Origin of the sequence: Azoarcus taiwanensis, from assembly GCF_012910885.1 — a bacterium.
GTDB lineage: Bacteria > Pseudomonadota > Gammaproteobacteria > Burkholderiales > Rhodocyclaceae > Azoarcus_F > Azoarcus_F taiwanensis.
This window is the reverse complement of sequence record NZ_WTVM01000272.1, coordinates 1-964: the sequence shown is the minus strand read 5'-3', so window position 1 is coordinate 964 and position 964 is coordinate 1. Positions and strand designations below refer to the sequence as shown.

At 65.6% G+C, this 964-nt stretch carries 1 protein-coding gene and 1 pseudogene; both read left to right on the top strand.

The genetic code is table 11. The annotated features are described in order from the left end of the window. Positions 1 to 569 (top strand): annotated as a pseudogene (locus GPA21_RS20270) (hypothetical protein); the annotation flags it as partial. Continuing rightward, positions 566 to 964, top strand: a 399-nt coding sequence (locus GPA21_RS20265; RefSeq protein WP_168989859.1) for an IncC plasmid conjugative DNA transfer DtrJ family protein, incomplete at its 3' end; no start/stop codon positions are given. The pseudogene GPA21_RS20270 and the gene GPA21_RS20265, both read left to right, overlap by 4 nt.

Genomic DNA, 964 nt, shown 5'->3' with positions numbered 1-964 from the left:
CCTCGGGTCCAGGACAGCTTCCACATCGAACACCACTGATTCCCTTTCCATCTCTGACTCCTTCAAGTCGATGGGTGGGGAAAATTCGATTACCACAGGTGGGGATTATTGGATTACCGCTGACAACCGCCGAGCTGTTGACGCGGCAACTGCCGAAGGTCGAGGTCTATACGACCACCTTGGTGAGCGGTGCCACGGACAGCTCCGACATCCACGGCCCAACCGACTTCACCAGCAACGCGCAGGATCGCATCAGCACGTCGAGCGTGCCCCTGATCGAACCCGCGCACGTGGTCGGCCTGCCCAAGGGCCAGTGCTTCGCCCTCATCGAGGGCGGCAACCTGTGGAAGGTTCGCATGCCGCTACCGGCGCCCGATCCGGACGAGGTCATGCCCAGGGATCTCCAGCACCTTGCCGGTTACATGCGCCAGCACTACGCCGAGGCCGGCGAGTGGTGGGATGGCCCGACGCTGCCCACCCTGCAGGATGACGACACGCTGCCCGAGGACATGATCGCGGAGGCGCCGCCGGCAACATCCGACGCGCCGGACGACGAGGTGCGGCCGTGAAGGACCCGGCGGCCACCACCCAGCAGCAACGGGCACACCAGCATGGGCTGATCATCGGTCTCATCACCCTGCCCTGGCGCCTGTTCGGCGTGCTGGTCGCCTCGCTGCTGCTGTCCATCGTCATCGAGTGCGTGGGCATGCACCTGTTCTGGCCCGACCAGGGATGGCGCCACGCCCAGGGCATGCTCGAATACGAACTGGACCAGCTCTCCACTCACTTCACGCGCAGCGCCGTGGTGCAGGAACCCGGCCGCACGGCGCGCTCGCTGGTGGAAGGCGCCTACGAGTGGATCTTCGTGAAGACCGGCCTGCTGGAATGGATGCGCGACGCCTCAGCCCAGGCCAGCGCCCCCAGCCGCAGCAGCAGTCGGGACTTCCGCTACTACCTCAGCCAA